Source organism: Kineococcus deserti (genome assembly GCF_050871945.1).
Taxonomy (GTDB): domain Bacteria; phylum Actinomycetota; class Actinomycetes; order Actinomycetales; family Kineococcaceae; genus Kineococcus.
The window spans coordinates 16439-33816 of sequence record NZ_JBJLSI010000026.1; the positions used below are offsets into that span (position 1 = coordinate 16439).

16 protein-coding genes and 2 tRNA genes are annotated in these 17378 nt (G+C 73.9%); 12 read left to right on the top strand and 6 right to left on the bottom strand.

Going from position 1 to position 17378, the window contains the following annotated elements:
- Nucleotides 1-10: 10 nt before the first annotated feature.
- Nucleotides 11-262 (bottom strand): mycoredoxin, encoded by a 252-nt coding sequence (locus ACRYR2_RS17935; RefSeq protein ID WP_432564312.1) that lies wholly within the window; start codon nucleotides 260-262, stop codon nucleotides 11-13.
- A gap of 165 nt (nucleotides 263-427) precedes the next feature.
- On the opposite strand from ACRYR2_RS17935, the gene ACRYR2_RS17940 reads away from it, so the two are divergent.
- From ACRYR2_RS17940 to ACRYR2_RS17955, 4 genes are all read left to right on the top strand, one after another.
- On the top strand, nucleotides 428-2536 hold the full coding sequence (locus ACRYR2_RS17940; protein WP_432564264.1) for an ATP-dependent DNA helicase UvrD2: 2109 nt from the start codon (nucleotides 428-430) through the stop codon (nucleotides 2534-2536).
- Nucleotides 2537-2709: 173 nt separating this feature from the next.
- Nucleotides 2710-2970: a hypothetical protein gene (locus ACRYR2_RS17945; protein ID WP_432564265.1), complete on the top strand. Its 261-nt coding sequence runs from the start codon at nucleotides 2710-2712 to the stop codon at nucleotides 2968-2970.
- A gap of 194 nt (nucleotides 2971-3164) precedes the next feature.
- Nucleotides 3165-3431 (top strand): WhiB family transcriptional regulator, encoded by a 267-nt coding sequence (locus tag ACRYR2_RS17950; RefSeq protein ID WP_432564266.1) that lies wholly within the window; start codon nucleotides 3165-3167, stop codon nucleotides 3429-3431.
- Between the two features lie 41 nt (nucleotides 3432-3472).
- A complete protein-coding gene (locus tag ACRYR2_RS17955; protein ID WP_432564267.1) occupies nucleotides 3473-3676 on the top strand; it encodes a hypothetical protein in 204 nt (67 codons plus the stop codon).
- Here ACRYR2_RS17955 and ACRYR2_RS17960 read toward each other — a convergent pair.
- Together ACRYR2_RS17960 and ACRYR2_RS17965 are read right to left on the bottom strand one after the other, a co-directional pair.
- The gene (locus ACRYR2_RS17960; RefSeq protein WP_432564268.1) at nucleotides 3666-4472 is read right to left on the bottom strand and encodes a hypothetical protein; all 807 of its coding nucleotides are present in this window, start codon (nucleotides 4470-4472) and stop codon (nucleotides 3666-3668) included. The two genes, ACRYR2_RS17955 and ACRYR2_RS17960, sit on opposite strands and share 11 nt — an antisense overlap.
- A 103-nt stretch (nucleotides 4473-4575) precedes the next feature.
- Complete coding sequence (locus tag ACRYR2_RS17965) at nucleotides 4576-4734, bottom strand: DUF5679 domain-containing protein (RefSeq protein ID WP_366169429.1); 159 nt, start codon at nucleotides 4732-4734, stop codon at nucleotides 4576-4578.
- A 342-nt stretch (nucleotides 4735-5076) separates the two neighbouring features.
- Here ACRYR2_RS17965 and ACRYR2_RS17970 point away from each other — a divergent pair, with 342 nt between their 5' ends.
- Complete coding sequence (locus ACRYR2_RS17970; protein ID WP_432564313.1) at nucleotides 5077-5706, top strand: M48 metallopeptidase family protein; 630 nt, start codon at nucleotides 5077-5079, stop codon at nucleotides 5704-5706.
- A gap of 9 nt (nucleotides 5707-5715) precedes the next feature.
- Here the strand turns inward: ACRYR2_RS17970 and ACRYR2_RS17975 are convergent, their stop codons facing one another.
- Nucleotides 5716-7299, bottom strand: coding sequence for a zinc-dependent metalloprotease (locus ACRYR2_RS17975; RefSeq protein WP_432564269.1), 1584 nt, complete (start codon nucleotides 7297-7299; stop codon nucleotides 5716-5718).
- A 146-nt stretch (nucleotides 7300-7445) separates the two neighbouring features.
- Here ACRYR2_RS17975 and ACRYR2_RS17980 point away from each other — a divergent pair, with 146 nt between their 5' ends.
- Nucleotides 7446-8591 (top strand): YlbL family protein, encoded by a 1146-nt coding sequence (locus tag ACRYR2_RS17980; RefSeq protein ID WP_432564270.1) that lies wholly within the window; start codon nucleotides 7446-7448, stop codon nucleotides 8589-8591.
- A 12-nt stretch (nucleotides 8592-8603) separates the two neighbouring features.
- Here the strand turns inward: ACRYR2_RS17980 and ACRYR2_RS17985 are convergent, their stop codons facing one another.
- On the bottom strand, nucleotides 8604-9167 hold the full coding sequence (locus ACRYR2_RS17985) for a PPA1309 family protein (RefSeq protein WP_432564271.1): 564 nt from the start codon (nucleotides 9165-9167) through the stop codon (nucleotides 8604-8606).
- Between the two features lie 147 nt (nucleotides 9168-9314).
- On the opposite strand from ACRYR2_RS17985, the gene ACRYR2_RS17990 reads away from it, so the two are divergent.
- The 6 genes from ACRYR2_RS17990 to ACRYR2_RS18015 all read left to right on the top strand — a co-directional run bounded on the left by ACRYR2_RS17990 (nucleotide 9315) and on the right by ACRYR2_RS18015 (nucleotide 15362).
- A complete protein-coding gene (locus tag ACRYR2_RS17990) occupies nucleotides 9315-12356 on the top strand; it encodes a UPF0182 family membrane protein (RefSeq protein ID WP_432564272.1) in 3042 nt (1013 codons plus the stop codon).
- A 75-nt stretch (nucleotides 12357-12431) separates the two neighbouring features.
- Nucleotides 12432-12508 (top strand) — tRNA-Met (locus tag ACRYR2_RS17995).
- Between the two features lie 105 nt (nucleotides 12509-12613).
- A tRNA-Met gene (locus ACRYR2_RS18000) sits at nucleotides 12614-12690 on the top strand.
- Nucleotides 12691-12866: 176 nt separating this feature from the next.
- Nucleotides 12867-13499, top strand: a complete 633-nt coding sequence (locus ACRYR2_RS18005; RefSeq protein ID WP_432564273.1) for a hypothetical protein — start codon at nucleotides 12867-12869, stop codon at nucleotides 13497-13499.
- Nucleotides 13468-14694, top strand: a complete 1227-nt coding sequence (locus tag ACRYR2_RS18010; protein ID WP_432564274.1) for a sensor histidine kinase — start codon at nucleotides 13468-13470, stop codon at nucleotides 14692-14694. Before ACRYR2_RS18005 ends, ACRYR2_RS18010 begins: the two co-directional genes overlap by 32 nt.
- Nucleotides 14691-15362, top strand: coding sequence for a response regulator (locus tag ACRYR2_RS18015; protein WP_432564275.1), 672 nt, complete (start codon nucleotides 14691-14693; stop codon nucleotides 15360-15362). Before ACRYR2_RS18010 ends, ACRYR2_RS18015 begins: the two co-directional genes overlap by 4 nt.
- On the opposite strand, the gene ACRYR2_RS18020 is transcribed toward ACRYR2_RS18015, so the two are convergent.
- Entirely contained in the window at nucleotides 15346-17289 is a 1944-nt protein-coding gene (locus ACRYR2_RS18020; RefSeq protein WP_432564276.1) for an anthranilate synthase family protein, read from the bottom strand. The genes ACRYR2_RS18015 and ACRYR2_RS18020 overlap by 17 nt on opposite strands.
- Between the last annotated feature and the right edge of the window lie 89 nt (nucleotides 17290-17378).

Sequence of the window (17378 nt, forward strand, 5' to 3'; positions counted from 1 at the left end):
CGTGCTCGGCTCAGGAGAGCTTGGCCTTGACCTCGGCCAGCGACGGGTTGGTGGCCGCGGACCCGTCCGGGAACAGCAGCGTCGGCACCGTCTGGTTGCCGCCGTTGACCTGCATGACGTACTCGGCCGCGTCCGGGACCTCCTCGATGTTGACCTCGGAGTAGCTGATGCCCTCGCGGTCCATCTGCGACTTCAGGCGGCGGCAGTAGCCGCACCACGTGGTGGTGAACATGGTGACGCTGCCGGCCGCGGGGGCCTCCATCGTGGACACGTCCTGCTCCTGTCTCGAAAGTGCTGTGGACGACTGGCTCCCGCTGCAACCACGGGATCCCCAGCCATCTTCCCCGAGCGTGTCCTGGCGTGTCGTCCACAACGCGCCGCCCGCCTGGTCCCGGCACCCCGCCGGACTTGAGAGGATGCCGGGGCCATGACCGCACAGACAGACCTCCTCCGCCCCGACGCCGACTCGGTCCTGCAGGGGCTCGACCCCGAACAGCGCCAGGTCGCGACGACGCTGGACGGTCCCGTCTGCGTGCTCGCCGGGGCCGGCACGGGCAAGACGCGCGCCATCACCCACCGCATCGCCTACGGGGTGCACTCGGGCGCCTACGTGCCCAACCGGGTCCTGGCCGTCACCTTCACCGCCCGCGCCGCGGGGGAGATGCGCACCCGGCTGCGCGACCTCGGCGTCTCCGGGGTCCAGGCCCGCACCTTCCACGCCGCCGCCCTGCGGCAGCTGCAGTTCTTCTGGCCGCAGGCCATCGGCGGCTCGCTGCCCCACCTCGTCGAGCACAAGGCCCCGCTCATCGCCGACGCCTGCAACCGGCTGCGCATCCAGGCCGACCGCACCCGGGTGCGGGACCTGTCCGCCGAGGTCGAGTGGACCAAGGTCATGCTCGTCGACCCCGACGACTACGTCCGCGTGGCCGCCGCCGCCGGCCGCGGTGAGCCGGGCGGGCTGGACCTGGCGACCGTGGCCCGGCTCGTGCGCACCTACGAGGACGTCAAGACCGACCGCGCCGTCATCGACTTCGAGGACGTGCTGCTGCTGACGGCCGGCATCCTCGACGAGCGCCCCGAGGTCGCCGCCACCGTCCGCGAGCAGTACCGGCACTTCGTCGTCGACGAGTACCAGGACGTCTCGCCGCTGCAGCAGCGGCTGCTGGACCTGTGGCTGGGCGGGCGCCAGGACCTGTGCGTCGTCGGCGACGCCAGCCAGACGATCTACTCCTTCGCCGGCGCCACGCCCGAGCACCTGCTGGACTTCCCGCGCCGCCACCCCGGCGCCACCGTCGTGCGGCTCGTGCGCGACTACCGCTCCACCCCCGAGGTCGTGGGACTGGCCAACTCCGTGCTGTCGATGGCGACGGGCCTGCACGCCCGCGCCCGCCTCGAGCTCATCGCCCAGCGGCCCTCCGGCCCGCACCCGACCTTCACGGCCTACGACGACGACGTCGCCGAGGCCGCCGGTGTCGCCGCCCGGATCGCCGCGGAGATCCGCGCCGGGCGCAGCGCCAAGGACATCGCCATCCTGTTCCGCACCAACGGCCAGTCCCAGGCCCTGGAGTCGGCGCTCGCCGACGCCGGGGTGGGGTACGTGGTGCGCGGGGGCGAGCGGTTCTTCTCCCGCAAGGAGGTCCGCGACGCCGTCGTCCTGCTGCGCGGGGCGGCGCGCTCGGCGATGCCCGGGCACGAGCTCGGCGCCGAGACCCGTGCGGTCCTGACGTCGGCGGGCTGGGGCGAGAAGGCCCCCAGCGCCGGTGGCGCCACCCGCGAGAAGTGGGAGTCGCTGCAGGCGCTGGTGGTGCTGGCCGACGAACTGGCCGGCAAGCGTCCCGGCGCCACGCTGTCCGACCTGGTCGACGAACTCGCCGAGCGCAGCCAGGCCCAGCACGCCCCGACCGTCGACGGGGTGACGCTGGCCTCCTTCCACGCGGCCAAGGGCCTGGAGTGGGACGTCGTCCACCTCGTCGGCGTCAGCGAGGGGCTGCTGCCCATCTCCTTCGCCGAGACGCCCGAGGACGTCGAGGAGGAGCGCCGACTGCTCTACGTCGGGATCACCCGTGCCCGCGAGGGGATCCACCTGTCGTGGGCGAACGCGCGCACGCCCGGTGGCCGCGCGACCCGCAAACCCTCGCGGTTCCTCGACGCCGTCCGCCCGCAGGCCGTCCCCGCCGGGCGACGGGCCTCGAGCACCCCGAACGGCGCCGGGCGGGCGGGCAAGTCCTCCGGGCCCATGACGTGCCGGGTCTGCGGCGCCCCGCTGACGGCTGCCGTCGACCGCAAACTGCGCCGGCACGCCGACTGCCCGGCCAGCTACGACGAGGCCGTGTTCGAGAAGCTGCGCGAGTGGCGCAGCGCCACGTGCAAGGCGGACGGGGTACCGGCCTACGTCGTGTTCACCGACGCCACCCTCGTCGCGATCGCCGAGGCGATGCCCGCGGACACCGCGGCGCTGGCCCGCATCACCGGCGTGGGGCCCTCCAAGCTGGAGAAGTACGGCGACGACGTGCTGGAGCTCCTCGCCGCCGGCTGAGCGGTTCCGTTGCGCGGCAACGGGTCAGTCGTCGCCTGGGAACGTCACCAGGTTCCGGTCGGGCGATCGGCGGAAAAAGACGTTGTCGTTCCCGCTCGGGTACCCCTAGAGTCAGATCCACCACACAGCGCGGGTCCAGACCGCGCGGGACGCACCGGGAGGAGGGCAGCACGATGGACACGAACGCGATCATCGCGAACACCGGCATCGTCGCCGACGCCTCCATCGCCGTCGCCCGCGTCCGGACCTCCCCGATCGGCGCCGGGTGCGTCTCGTGGGAGCGCAGCCACGCGTCCACCCCGGTCATGACCACGGGTGGAGTGCGTCTGCTCCCGGCCACCGACGGGCGTCTGCGCGCCGTCAAGGGTGCCTCCTACGGCACCGCCTCCTCCTTCCCGTCCTCGGGACCCTCAGCTTCGAGTCCACCGGTCTAGGCACCAGACCGGCAGCCTCCAGGCCGCGGATCCCGAAACTCGGGTCCGCGGCCATTTTGCGTTCGTGGGCTCTTCGACGCCGAACCACCACCGCCGGAGAAACACAGATGAACCCCCAGCTCACGAGGACCCGGACCAGCACCCGCACCACCGGCACCACCCGGACCACCGGAAACACCGGACGAGAGAAGGAGGTGAGCGGCGTGACCCGCCGCCACACGCCGGACCCGCTGCCCTGCCGCCGCTTCGACTCCGAACTCTGGTTCGCCGAGAAGCCCGAGGACGTCGAACTCGCCAAGTCGCTGTGCCAGGAATGCCCGCTGCAGAACGCTTGTCTCGCAGGCGCTCTCGAGCGGGCTGAGCCCTGGGGCGTCTGGGGCGGGCAGCTCGTGCTCGCCGGGGTCGTCGTCCCGCGCAAGCGTCCGCGCGGTCGTCCGCGCAAGCACCCCGTCGCCGCCTGAACGGGCGCGACACCCACGTCGTGAACACCTGAGGAGTCGCCATGTCGTACGTCGAGGAACAACTGGTCAGGGACCGGGTGGTCGCAGCGCACCGGGCGGCGGCCCGCATCCGCGCCGTCCGGGCGCTGCGGGCCCGCCGGCGCGCGGAGGTCGCCGCCCGCCGGGCGCTGGTCCTGGCGGTCCGCGCCGACCAGGCCGAGGCCGCGCTGGTGGTCGAGGCCGAGCGCGAACTCGTCACGGTCTGACCGGGACGGGCAGTTCCACGCACCCGCAGTCCGGGTGCGGCAGCCACCACCGGTGCCGCATCCGGCCTTCGGGCAGCAGCAGTTCCAGCGTCGTCCCGACCGTTGCGGGCCGGCCGCCGTCGAGGTGGGTCAGGACCTGCAGGGCGGCGATCCCCGCCACGGCGTGGGCCGTCGCCGCGTCGACCGGTCGCCGGCCCGCCCCGGTCAGCGCGTCGCGCAGGTGCGGCCAGCCCGGGTCGGCGTCGCTGTGCGCCCGGTCCAGGCAGCGCAGGCACGCCGACCGGCCGGGAACCACGAAGGGACCGACCACGGCGTCGGTGTCGCGCAGCACCACCGACAGGTGGGGGACGCCGTCGGCCTGCACCCCGTCGGCCAGCACCGGCCGGGCCACGTGGTCGTCGACCAGGACCAGCACGTCCGCCGGGCCGCCCGCCCTCGACACGAGCGGACCGGGACGATCGCACAGCAACCGCCCCACGCCCGCCCCCGCCAGCGTGTGCAGGAGCACGTCGACGACGGCGGGTGAGCCGACCGCGGCGACGCTCGCGCGGGCCCGCTCGCTCAGCCGCCGACCCGGGGAGGCGCCGCCGCGGTCGTAGGCGGCCCAGGCCAGCGCCTCGTCGGGGTGGTCCGCGAGGACACCCGTCCGGCGCGGTGCTCCCTCGACCGGGACGGGCGCGGCCAGGACGTGCAAGGAGGCGCTGCGGGGGGAGGAACCCACCTGCAGCCGGCCGTCGGCGCGCCGGACGACGGGCACGCCCGGCGGTGCGGTGGTGGTGCTGATCGGGTCGGGCACGCGGCCACTGTGCCGCAGCCGGCCCGGACGTGAACTCCGTCGTCCACAGGGCCCACCGCCCGTGGTGGCCCCGTGACGAGGGGCGCACCACCGGGGCGGAGGCTCAGGAGGCCTTGCCGAGGATGCGGTTGAGGTTGGTCCCGCACACCGGGCACTTGCCCTTGGCCATGCGGCGGCCGTTGGTCTCGACGACCTGCCCCTCGGCCTCGCGCTTCTCCTTGCACTTCACGCAGTAGAACTCACCGCTCCAGGTGTCGGCCATGGTGTCTTCCTCTCGTTCGTGGTGGTCGAGGTCCTGCTCCGCATGGTGCCCTGATCGGCGCGATCGGGCGCGTCGGCGCGCCTGCCGGGCACCGGACCCTCGCCGCGCGCCCGCGAACCGGACCACGGTCGCGGACGACGTGTGCCGATCTGATCACGTTCCACCACCTGGGCGGAGGCGGGCGCTACCCTGCGGGAGGTGAGGGCTCACCAGGAGGGTGCAGCGGCTCTCGACCCTGCCCTGCTCCCGGGCGATCCGTCAGGGGACCGCGCGCTGGACGAGGCGGCGGACGACGTGACGGACGACGTGGGGGACGACGGGAGGGACGACGGGAGGGACGACGTGGCGGCCCTGGTCGCGGTCGACGTCCGGCGCAGCCGCCGGCGGACCCGCACGGTGTCGGCCTACCGCGACGGCGACCGCACGGTCGTCCTCATCCCCGCGCGGTTCAGCCGGGCCGAGGAGCAGGAGTGGGTCGACCGCATGGTCACCCGGCTCGAGGCCGCCGACCGGCGTCGCAACCCGCACGAGGGCGACCTGCTGGAGCGGGCCCGCGACCTGTCCCGCCGCCACCTGGACGGCCTGGCCCGGCCCCGGTCGGTCAGCTGGGTCGACAACCAGCACCACCGCTGGGGGTCGTGCACGCCCGCCGACGGCAGCATCCGGCTGTCCAGCCGGCTGCAGGGCATGCCGAGCTGGGTGCTGGACTACGTGCTGCTGCACGAGCTGGCCCACCTGCTCATCCCGACGCACTCGCGCTCGTTCTGGCAGTTGCTGGAGTCCTACCCCCGCACCGAACGGGCACGCGGGTTCCTGGCCGGCGTCGACCACGCCACCGGCCGCGAGGGCCCGGGCCACCACGACCGGGACGACGAACCGGACGCGGAACTGGACGACCCCGACGAGGTCGACGGCACCCGGGCGCCGGAGGAGGGGCCGCCGGCCGTCGAGGTCATCGCGACGACCGGCTGAGCCCCCGGCTCACTCCTTCGGGTCCTGCGGACCCTCCGCGGGCCCGTCCTGGCCGCCCTCGAGCAGGTTGCGCAGCGCGAGGTCCATCTCGTCCATGCCCTCGTCCGGGCCGGTGCCCTGCGCCGTGGGCTCGCCGCCACCGCCCAGGCGCCGGTCGACGAACGCGGTGGCGTCGTCGAGGTCCTCGGCCGTCGGCAGCAGGTCGGGGTGGTCCCAGACCGCGTCGCGGGCCGCGCGGCCACCGCGGGCGAGCAGCTGCTCCCACAGCGCCGCGGCCTCCCGGGCGCGGCGGGGACGCAGCTCCAGACCCACCAGCACGGCGAAGGCGTGCTCGGCCGGCCCGCCGGTCGCCCGGCGCCGGCGCATCGTCTCGCGCAGCGCGGCCGCGTGCGGCAGGACGGTACGCGCGGCCTCGTCGGTCACGTGGTCCACCCAGCCCTCGACGAGGGCGAGCGCCGTCTCGAGCCGGGCCAGGGCGGCCTTCTGCGCCGGGGTGCTCTCCGGTTCGAAGATGCCCGAGGACAGCGCGTCCTGCAGCGACTCGGGGTTGGTCGGGTCGACCTGGCGGGCCGCGTCGGCGATGCGCTCACCGTCGACGGAGATGCCGCGGGCGAAGGACTCCACCGAGCCGAGCAGGTGGGCGCGCAGCCACGGCACGTGGGCGAACAACCGCTGGTGGGCGGCCTCGCGCAGCGCGAGGTAGCGGCGGACCTCGTCGAGCGGCACCTCCAGGCCGTCGGCGAAGGCGCGCACGTTCTCGGGCAGCAGCGCGGCCCGGCCGCTGGGGGCCAGCGGCAGGCCGACGTCGGTGGTGGACAGCACCTCGCCGGCGAGCTGGCCGATGGCCTGCCCGACCTGCATGCCGAACACGCCGCCGCCGACCTGGCGCAGCATGGCGCCGGCCGAGCCGAGCATCGCGGCCATCTCCGGCGGGGCCTGGGCGGCCATCGCGTCGCCCATGGCCGAGGCCACGTTGGTGGCGATCGGCTCCACGAGCTGACGCCACACCGGCATCGTCTTCTCGACCCACTCCGCCCGGCTCCAGGCCTCCAGGCTGGTGGCGGCCTGGGCGAGCTCGGTGGCGCCGTCGAGCCACAGGTCGGCCACGCGCAGCGCGTCGTCGACCTCGCGGCGGTCCACGGCGTGCGGGGTGGGGTCGCCCTTGGCCGCGGCGGCCTGGCGGGCCAGGTCGTGGGCCACGTCCCAGTTCACCGGCGCGTCGGAGGGGGTGGACAGGAACTTCTGCAGCTGGGCGAGCACCTGGCCCATGACGGCGGGGTCGAAACCGGCCTCGCCGAAGCCGGGGATGCCCTGGGGCAGGCCACCGGGGAAGCCGGGGACGCCACCCGGGGGCATGCCGGGGAACTGGCCACCGGGGAACTGGCCGCCGAGCAGCGGCCCGAGGAGTTCCTCCAGGGGGTTCTTCGGCTCGTCCGAGGACGGTTCGGGTCGCTTGCCGGGCGTGCCGGAGCCCCGGAAGCCGGGCTGGCCCTTCGCGCCCTCGTCGTCGCGGGTCCGGTCCGGTTGCCGGTCACCGGTGTTCTCGCTGTCGTCCTCCGGACGCTCGCGTCCGTCGTCGTCTCGCTGGTCCACCGTGTCCTCCGCTTCATCGACCTGCGGGTCGTCCCGTCCATCATGACGCCCCCGCACCCCACCCGACGACCGGCCTGGACGCCGCGTTCCGCCGGGCGCACGGGCTTCACCGTCGGCGAACAGGTCGCGAACGTAGAGTGCGAGGGGTGTCGAGCGTGCAGTCCGGGCAGTCCACCGATCCGCTCGACCCCGCCCGCGGGCCCGCACCGGCCGCCACCTCCCTCAGCGCGCGCGGCACGCTGCTGTCGGTGTCCTCGTTCGTGGCGGTCCTGCTCGCGGCGCTGCTGGGCGTCGTCCACGTCCCGTACGTGGCGCTGAGCCCCGGGCCGGTGACCGACGTCATCGCCGGGTCGGGCCAGGGGGAGGACGGCGAGGGGCTGATCGCGATCGCCGGCGCGCAGACCTACCCCACCGAGGGGCGGCTGGACCTGACGACGGTGTCCCTGCGGGGTGGGCCCGGGCTGGAGATGTCGCTGGGGGAGCTGCTCCTGGACTGGCTGGACCCGGACGTCAACGTCGTCCCGCGCTCGCTGTACTACCCCGAGGACCAGACCCAGCAGCAGGCCGACGAGCAGAGCGCGGCGGAGATGACCGGGTCGCAGACCAACGCCAAGGTGGCCGCCCTGACCGAACTGGGCATCGACGTCCCGGCCGTGACGACCACCCGGGTCGAGCAGGTGTACGCCGACGTCCCGGCCGCCGACGTGCTGCGCGCCGGCGACGAGATCACCGCCGTGGACGGCGCCCCGGTCGCGGACTTCCCGGCGCTGCAGGCGGCGGTCCGCGCCCTGCCCGGTGACGCCGAGGTGAGCATCGGCCTGATCCGCGGTGGCGAACCGCTGACGGTGACGACCCGCACGGTGGCCTCGCAGGGCACGACCGTCCTGGGCATCACCCCGCACGTGGACTACACGTTCCCGTTCTCCATCGACATCGCCATCGACGACGTCGGCGGCCCCAGCGCGGGGACGATGTTCGCGCTGGGCATCGTCGACGCGCTGACCCCCGGCGCCATGACGGGGGGCCAGCACGTCGCGGGCACCGGGGCGATCGCCGCGGACGGCACGGTGCAGCAGATCGGTGGCCTGCGGCAGAAGGTGATCGGCGCGCGCCAGGACGGCGCGACCTGGTTCCTGGCTCCCCGCCAGGAGTGCTCCCAGGTCGCCGGCGTCACCCCCGACGGCATCACCGTCCTGCCGGTCTCCACGCTGCACGAGGCCGTCGAGGCGGTCACGGCCGTCGGCCAGGGGACCGGCGACACCCTCCCGACCTGCGACGACGTCGCGAGCTGACGGGCCGGGCCGTCAGTCGGCCAGGGTGGCCTGCAGCGCGCTGACCAGGCCCGGCACGAGGTCGGAACCCGTCCGCACCTCCCCGTCGGAGTCCTTGGACCGCGACCGCACGGCGCACTCGTGCCGGCCGTCGCGCAGCACGCCGACGGCGATGCGCACGTCCTCGGCCAGCGGGTGGGCCGCCAGCGCGCGGGCCCGGCCCTCCTCGTCGTCGGAGGACGTCGCGGCGCGCACCTCGGCCTCGGCGTCCGGCGGGACGAGGATCTTCTCCACGACCAGCGCGGCCCCGTCGACGCCGGCCGGCCAGGCCAGCTGGCCCAGCAGCTCGTCGAGGTCGGCGACGTCGGGAACGCCGTCCTGCTCCACGGAGGTCAGGTGGCCGGGGTCGGCGCGCGCCTCCTCCACGACGTGCGCGGGCAGGCGGTGGGCCAGGCCGGGATCGCGGTCGAGGGCGTCGGCGGTGCGGACGAGGGCGAACAGCCGCAGCGGTGCTCCCCACCCGTCGGCGGCGACGTAGCGCTCGATCTCGGCGACGGTCCGCCACAGGCTCGAGGAGGTCAGCGCTTCGGATTCCACGGCCACGATGGTGGCACGGCCGCCGTGCGGGGTGCCCACACCCGGCGGGTGGGGGAGATCACCCTCCGGATGACAACGATGTGGTCACGAAGCGTGGATCACATCGGACGGTGGGCACGCACAGCGGGGCTTGTAAGTTGCCTGATCGTGAGCTTCCCACCACGCCGTCCGTCCCGGCCGGTGCTCCGGCGTCGTCGCCGGGGCGCAGCCCTGCCCACCGTGGTGATCCTCGTGGCGGTCGTCGTCGCGGTGATCATCGGTGCCCGGATCACGGCCGACGTGTGGTGGTTCGGCCAGCTGGACTTCCTGTCCACCTTCTCCACCAAGCTGTGGCTGCAGATCGCGCTGTTCGTCGTCGGCGGGCTGCTGCTGGCCGCGGCCGTGGCCGTCTCGCTGACCGTCGGGTACCGCAGCCGGCCGGTCTACGCGCCGCTGTCGACCGAGCAGGCCGGGCTGGACCGCTACCGCGAGTCCCTGGAGCCGCTGCGCCGCGTCGTGGTGATCGTGCTGTCGGCGGCGGCCGGCCTGTTCGGCGGGTCGGTGGCGATGAGCCGCTGGGAGACGCTGCTGCTGTGGATCAACCGCGTCGACTTCGGCGCGAACGACGAGCAGTTCGGCATGGACCAGGGCTTCTACGTCTTCACCCTGCCGTGGCTGACGTTCCTGGTGAGCTTCCTCACCGCGGCCGTGGTGCTGGCCGGCATCGGCGGCCTGGCCGCCCACTACCTGTACGGCGGGCTGCGGCTGTCCGGCGGTGGGCAGCGGACCACCCGTGCGGCGCGCATCCACCTGGCCGTCCTGGCCACGCTGTTCCTGCTGCTGCGCGCGGTGGGGTACTGGCTGGACCGGTACGAGATCATGACCTCCAGCTCCGGCCACGTCCGGGGCGTCGTGGGCCCGACGTACACCGACGTGCACGCGGTGCTGCCGTCCAAGGCGATCCTGGCGATCATCGCCGTCGTCGTGGCGCTGCTTTTCCTGGCCGCCGCCTTCGGCACGTCCTGGCGGCTGCCGGCCATCGGCACGGGGCTGCTGGTGGTCAGCGCCATCGCCATCGGCGGGATCTACCCGTGGGCGGTCCAGCGCTTCCAGGTCACGCCCAACCGGCAGAGCCTGGAGGCCGAGTACGTCGGCAAGAACATCGACGCCACCCGTGAGGCCTACGACATCTCCGACGTGGAGACGCAGTCGTACCAGGCCGACACCAGCGCCAGCCAGGGACAGCTGTCCTCCGACGCCCAGACGATCCCGAGCGTCCGGCTGCTCGACCCGGCCGTCGTGTCGGCCTCCTTCCAGCAGACCCAGGGTCTGCGCGGCTACTACGCGTTCGGCGAGACGCTGGACGTCGACCGCTACACCGCACCCGACGGGACGACGCAGGACGCCGTCGTCGCCGCGCGCGAGCTCAACCTCGACGGTCTGAGCGACAACCAGCGCACCTGGGTCAACGAGCACACGATCTACACCCACGGCTACGGCGTGGTCGTCGCCCGCGGCAACGGCCGGGCACCCGACGGCAGCCCGAGCTACCTCGAGGCCAACGTCCCGAGCACGGGCGAGATCGAGATCGAGCAGCCCCGCATCTACTTCGGCGAGGGGACGACCGACTACTCCATCGTCGGTGGCCGCGACAACGAGATCGACTACCCCGAGGGCAACGACTTCGCCACCACCCAGTACGACGGCTCGGGCGGCGTCGCCGTCGGCAACCTGCTGCAGAAGCTGGTCTACGCGCTGAAGTTCGGCGACCAGAACATCCTGCTGTCCAGCTCGGTCAACGACCAGTCCAAGATCCTGTACGACCGCACCCCGCGCGAGCGCGTGGAGAAGGTCGCGCCGTGGCTGACGATGGACGGTGACGCCTACCCCTCGGTCGTGGACGGGCGCGTGGTCTGGATCCTCGACGGGTACACGACGTCGAGCTCCTACCCCTACGCCGCGGCCCGCCAGCTGGGTGAGGTGACGGCGGACGCGCTGACCCAGACGCAGGGCAGCAGCGTGCAGGCGCTGCAGGACCGCACGGTGAACTACGTGCGGAACTCGGTGAAGGCGACCGTGGACGCCTACACCGGCGAGGTGACGCTGTACGAGTGGGACGAGTCCGACCCGGTGCTGAAGGCCTGGATGAAGGCGTTCCCCGACGCGGTGCAGCCGCTGAGCGCCATCGACGCCTCGCTCATGCAGCACCTGCGGTACCCGCAGGACATGTTCAAGGTCCAGCGCGACGTGCTCGCCAGCTACCACGTCACCGACCCGGCCTCGTTCCTGACCGGCGAGAACTTCTGGGACGTGCCGGACGACCCGACGGTCGACACCCCGCAGGGGCAGACCCGGCCGGCGCAGCCGCCGTACTACCTGACCCTGCGCATGCCCGAGCAGGAGACGCCGACGTACAGCCTGACGACGACGTTCGTGCCCAGTTCCAACCAGACCGGTTCGGGCACCCAGGTCATGCGCGGTTTCGCCGCCGTCGACTCCAACGCCGGTTCCGAGGACGGGGTCAAGCGGGAGGGCTACGGCGAGATCCGGCTGCTGGAACTGCCCCAGACCACGACCGTCAACGGCCCGGTGCAGATCCAGAACAACATCCGCTCCGACACGGCCGTCGCCGAGGAGGTCCGCCTGCTGTCGCTGGGCGACAACTCGCGGGTCATCTACGGCAACCTGCTGAGCCTGCCCGTGGGGGGCGGGATGCTGTACGTCGAGCCGATCTACGCGCAGAGCACCGGCGACAACTCCTACCCGCGCCTGTCGCGGGTGGTGGCGGTCTTCGGCGACAACATCGCCATCGCCAACACCCTCGACGCCGCCCTCGACGAGGTCTTCGGCGGCGACTCCGGCGCCGGCGCGGGTGACGAGGGCGCGCCGCCCACCGAGGGTGGGGTGCCCACCGAGACGCCGACCCAGCAGCCGACGGGGGAGCCGCCCGCCGGAGGAGCCCAGACCGAGCTGCAGCGGGCGCTCGCCGACGCCCGCACGGCCATCCAGGACTCCGCCACGGCGCTGCAGAACGGTGACTTCGCCGCCTACGGCGAGGCGCAGGAGCGGCTGCAGGCCGCGGTCGACGCCGCGTCGGCGGCCGAGGGGCGGCTGGAGCAGACCGAGGCGCCGACCTCGACGTCGAGCCCGAGCGCGAGCAGCGCCCCGCCCGAGGGTGGCGAGACCCCCAGCGGGACGCCGACGCCCTGAGCCGGAGCGTCCAGCAGGGGTGGACGGGAGGCGATTTGGTCTCCCGTCCACCCTGGCGTAAGGTTGGTCTCACGACGCGGGGTGGAGCAGCTCGGTAGCTCGCTGGGCTCATAACCCAGAGGTCGCAGGTTCAAATCCTGTCCCCGCTACCAGTAGGACGAAGGCCCGGACCACACGGTCCGGGCCTTCGTCGTTCCGTGTGCGACTGCAAGCGATTTGCCTTCCCGGCTCGATCGGCGTAACGTCAGGTTCACCGACGCGGGGTGGAGCAGCTCGGTAGCTCGCTGGGCTCATAACCCAGAGGTCGCAGGTTCAAATCCTGTCCCCGCTACCAGGATGACGAAGGCCCGGACCATCTGGTCCGGGCCTTCGTGCTTTCCACCGGCCCCGGCGGGTGACCCCGTACCGGGGAGGTACGCCAGGACCGCTCCCGCGAGGGACGACCGGTGCACGCCGCCTGCGGTGGACTGTCCGTGCGGTCGTGGGGACCGCACGGGACGGAGGCCGGAGATGGACGTGTTCGCCGCGGGTGGCCCGTACTCGGTGCTGGCGCCGGCGATGGTCGTGGAGGGGCCGGTGGCCACGTTCGTCGGCGGCACCCTCGTCGGCGCCGGGCACGCCGCGCTGCTGGTGGTCTGGCTGCTGGCCTTCTGCACCGACGTCGTCCTGGACAGCGCCCTGTTCGCCGTCGGCAGGCTGGCCCGCCGGGCCGGCCGGTTCCCGCGCGCGGCGCGGCTGGCCGAGCGGCTCGGGTTCACCGCCGACCGGCAGGAGGCGCTGTCCCGCAAGGCCTGCGACCACCTGCCGAGCGTCGTCGCAGGGGCCAAGCTCGTCGACGTCGGGGCCGTGCCGGCGTTCCTGGCGGCCGGCTGGTCCGGGGTGGCCTACCGCCGGTTCGCCGGCTGGGTGGCGCTGCTGACCGCGGTCCGGGTCAGCGTCCTGGTCGGGCTGGGCGTGCTCACCGGTGACCACCTCGCCGCCCGCCTCGAGGGCCTCCTGGCCCAGCCGTGGCTGGCGGTGCTCGCCGGCCTGACGCTGGCGGGGCTGCTGCTGGCGGCCAGGGCCCTGGTCGGGGCCGCGCTGCGTACCGTACGGGCGGGAGGTGGTCTGCTTGCTGCGTCGTTCGCCGCGTCCCCGGCGTGATCACCGGCGGGTCCGCGCCGCGCGGGCCGCGCTGGCCCCGCTGGCCAGCGGCCGCCTGCTCGTGGTGTTCGTGGCCGTCGTCCTGTACGCCGTCGGCGCCCCGGTGTCGGCGGCCGTCCACGGTGTCCCGGCCGAGCTGGCCCTGTTCGCCGTCCTCCTGCAGTGCGGCGCCCTGGTCCTGGCGTTGTTCCGCGCCGAGCTGGGCGTGGCCGCCGCGCTGACCGGGGTGCTGCTGGTCGTCCTGGGAGCCGACCCGGACCGCGGGCCGTGGCCGTGGACGGTGCCCTCGCTGCTGACCTTCGGAACCCTGCTGGCCGTCCTGGGCGTCCGCCGCCTCGGACGGGTGGGGCTGACCGCGTGGCTGGCCAGCCTGGTGCTCACCGGCGTCCTCGCGGTGGTGCTGCCGGACGGGGCCGGGGACGAGGGGACCAACCTCACCGTCTACGCCTCGAACTCGGCGCTGCTGCTGGGCGCCGGCACGGTCGTCGGGGCCCGTCGCCGGGTGCGGGAGGAGCTGGCCCGCTCCCGCCGCGACGCCGAGGCCGAGCAGTCCCGCCGCGTCGTGGTGGAGGAACGCAACCGCATCGCCCGCGAACTGCACGACGTCGTGGCGCACAGCATGTCCGTCATCGGGGTGCAGGCCACCACGGCGCAGTACCGGATCGCGGACCTGTCGCCGGCCGCGCGGGCCGAGTTCGACGACATCGCCGCCCAGTCGCGCACCGCGCTGGCCGAGATGCGCACCCTGCTGGGGGTGCTGCGCAGCAACGGCGACGGCGGGGAGCTGGCGCCCCGCGCCGGGCTGGAGGGGCTGGAGGAGCTGGCCGAGGGCGCCCGCCGCGCCGGGTCCCGGGTCCGGCTGCACGTCGACCCGCCGCTGCGCGAGCAGCCGGTGCCGTCGGCGGTGGGGATCACGGTGCACCGCATCGTGCAGGAGGGGCTGTCGAACGTCGTGCGGCACGCCACCGGCGCCGCGGTGGAGGTCGGCGTGCTGCGCGCGCGCCCGGGACTGGTCGTGGAGGTGCGCAACGGCCCGGCCCCCGACGGGTTCGCCCCGGCCCCCGACGCCGGCGGGCACGGGCTGGTCGGCGTGCGGGAGCGGGCGGCGCTGCTCGGCGGCTCCGTCGAGGCCGGGCCCACCCCCGAGGGAGGGTTCGTCCTGCGCGCCGACCTGCCGTGGGAGGGTGGGGCGTGACCACCACCGTGCGCGCGGTCGTCGTCGACGACCAGGCGATGATCCGCGCGGGGTTCTCCGCGCTGCTGTCGGCCCAGCCCGGCATCGAGGTCGTCGGCCAGGCCGCCGACGGCGCGCAGGCCGTCGAGGTGGCCGGCGCGACCTGCCCGGACGTCGTGCTCATGGACGTGCGGATGCCCGTCCTCGACGGGCTCGAGGCGACCCGGCGCATCCTCGCCGCGGGGCTGGACCCGGCACCGAAGGTGCTCGTGCTGACCACCTTCGACATCGACGACTACGTGTTCTCGGCGTTGCAGGCCGGAGCCAGCGGGTTCCTGCTCAAGGACGCCACCCCCGAGGCGCTCGTCGAGGCCGTGCGGGCCGTCGCGGCGGGGGACTCGCTGCTGTCCCCGGTCATCACCCGGCGCCTCATCGAGCACTTCGTCTCCACCCGGCAGCGGGCGGTCGAGGTCCCCGCGGCCGTCGCCGACCTGACCCCGCGCGAACGCGAGGTGCTGGTCTGCATCGCGCGCGGCCTGTCGAACACCGAGATCGCGGCGGAACTGTTCATCGCCGAGCAGACGACCAAGACGCACGTCAGCCGCATCCTCACCAAGCTGGGGCTGCGCGACCGCGTCCAGGCCGTCGTGCTCGGCTACGAGATCGGGCTGGTCAGCCCCGGTCGCTGAGCAGGGGCTCGACCAGCGAGCGCAGGACGGCCGGACCCTCCAGCGTCAGCACCGACTCGGGGTGGAACTGGATGCCGGCGAAACCCCGGCCGCGCACCGCCACGACCTCGTCGGCCGGTCCGGTCGCGACGTCGACGCCCTCGGCGGTCAGCCGCGCCACGGCGGCGTCGTCGACCCGTGCGGTGAAGGAGTTGTAGAACCCCACGGTCGCCTCCCGCCCGAACAGCTCCACCTGCAGCTGCGTGCCCTGGTGCGGAGCATCCTTGCGGCGCAACGGAAGACCCAAGGTCCCGGACAGCAGCTGGTGGCCCAGGCACACCCCGAGCAGGGGGTTTCCCCCCGTGCGGGCGTCCACCGCGAGGCGTTCGGCCAGCGCGCGCAGCCGGACGATCCGCGGGTCGGCGGGGTCCTCGGGGTCGCCCGGGCCCGGGCCCAGCAGCACCAGCCCGGTGTGCGCGGCCAGTTCAGCGTCCAGGGCCGGGTCGTCGTAGCGCAGCACCCGCGCGCGCAACCCGGCCGCGGCCAGCAGGTGCACGAGCATCGAGGTGAACGTGTCCTCGGCGTCGACCACCAGCGCCTCGCCCAGCGGGGAACCGGTCGGCTGCTTCTGCGGTTCGAGCCAGAACGTCGCGAGCCGGTCGCGGCGCGAGGCCAGCAGGTTCGCGATGCGGGCGTCGGAGGCCAGCGGAACCCGGCGGACCGGCGCGCCGCCCGAACCCGTGCGGGCCGGCAGCGCGGGCAGGGCCCCCAGCGCCCGCAGCACGCCGGCGGACTTGGCGTGCGTCTCGGCCACCTCGCCCTCGGGGGTGGAACCCCGCACGAGCGTGGCGCCGACGGAGACCCGCACGCTCGCCGCGGCACCTCGCGAGCGGATGTCGGCGGTGCGGATGAGGATGGGGGAGTCCAGCGTCTGGGCACCCTCGGCGTCGTGGCCCAGCAGCGCCAGGGCGCCGGCGTAGTAGCCGCGGCCGGAGGGTTCGAAGCGCTTGATGACGCGGCACGCGCTCTGCAACGGGCTGCCGGTCACGGTGGCGGCGAACATGGTCTGCCGCAGCACCTCCCGTGCGTCCAGGGTGGACTGGCCGCGCAGTTCGAACTCGGTGTGCGCGAGGTTGGCCATCTCCCGCAGGTACGGGCCGTGGACGACACCGCCCAGGTCGCCGACCGAGCACATCATCTTCAGTTCCTCGTCGACCACCATGAACAGTTCCTCGACCTCCTTGGGGTCGGTGAGGAACTCCACGAGGCCGTCGGCGTCCGGGCCGGTCGCGGGGTAGCGGTAGGTGCCCGAGATCGGGTTCATGACCACCTCGCCGCGGGCCATCCGCACGTGCACCTCGGGGCTGGCGCCCACGAGGGTCCGGGAGGTGCCGTCGGGGGCGGGCACGTGGACGACGAACGTCCAGTACGCCCCGTGCTCGGCGACCAGCAGCCGCCGGAACAGGCTCAGCGCCGTCGTCACGGAGAACCCGTCGATCACCGCGTCGACGTCACGGCGGATCACGAAGTTCGCGCCGCTGCCCTGGGCGATCTCGTCGTCGATGATGCGGCGCACCACGGCCGCGTAGTCCTCGTCGGACAGGTCCGGGGCGACGTCGCGCAGCGGGACCTCGGCGTCGGGCAGCGCGCGCAGCGCGTCCTCGAGCGTGAGGTCGACGGCCTCGGAGATCCGCAGCACCTGCAACGGGGTGCCGTCGTCGTGGACCTCGAAACCACGTTCGCGCAGCTGCCGGAACGGGACCAGGGCCAGCGCGTCGCGCGGGGCGTCGCGCAGCGGGATGTCGGCCAGGTGCTCGACGACCTCGACGGGGCCACGCAGGACCTCCACCGGACCCGGCTGGCCGGTGCGCGGATCGAGGCGGCGCAGCAGCGCGAAGGGGCCGGCGCCGGGGGCCAGCAGGTCGGTGACGATCTCGTCGGGTGTCATCGGGTTCTCCTCGAGGGGCTGGGGGAGCCGTCCGTCGAGGGGGACGTCCTGCGGTCGGCCTCCTCGACGAGGCGGCCACCGGGACGTGG